Below are 357 nucleotides of genomic sequence, written 5' to 3'. Positions count from 1 at the left end.
CCAGCGGTGACGTCGTGAGTGCCCGTCAGCACCACGGGGAGGCGCGCCGCGACGGCGCGTCTCTCCCGCCCGAGCTGCGCCGCCTCGCCCCGGTGCTGGGCCAGCGAGCCCGCATCGAGGCGCTGGCCGCGTGGCTGATCGACCTGCTCGACCGCATGGACGGCGACGTGGAGGCCGAGCCGGACCACGATGGCGAGGAGGAGCCCGGCGAAGGACGAGACAACCCGGTTACGCTGATGACCAACCGCAGACCCGTTCGACAGGTCTGCCGTGCCATGACAAGCCGTGTACGAGTGGCAGCATGACACCGACGGGCACAGTCAACTTGTTGAAGTTGATGCTGAGGTTGGGCCGAGT

At 68.9% G+C, this 357-nt stretch carries 1 protein-coding gene; it reads left to right on the top strand.

Annotation, left to right across the window (positions count from 1 at the left end):
- Positions 1-305, top strand: a 305-nt coding sequence (locus tag M0638_RS28215; RefSeq protein WP_248670283.1) for a hypothetical protein, incomplete at its 5' end; no start/stop codon positions are given.
- Positions 306-357: the final 52 nt, after the last annotated feature.

This window comes from Roseomonas acroporae (genome assembly GCF_023223525.1).
Lineage (GTDB): Bacteria > Pseudomonadota > Alphaproteobacteria > Acetobacterales > Acetobacteraceae > Roseomonas_E > Roseomonas_E acroporae.
This window is presented reverse-complemented; position numbering and strand designations above follow the sequence as displayed.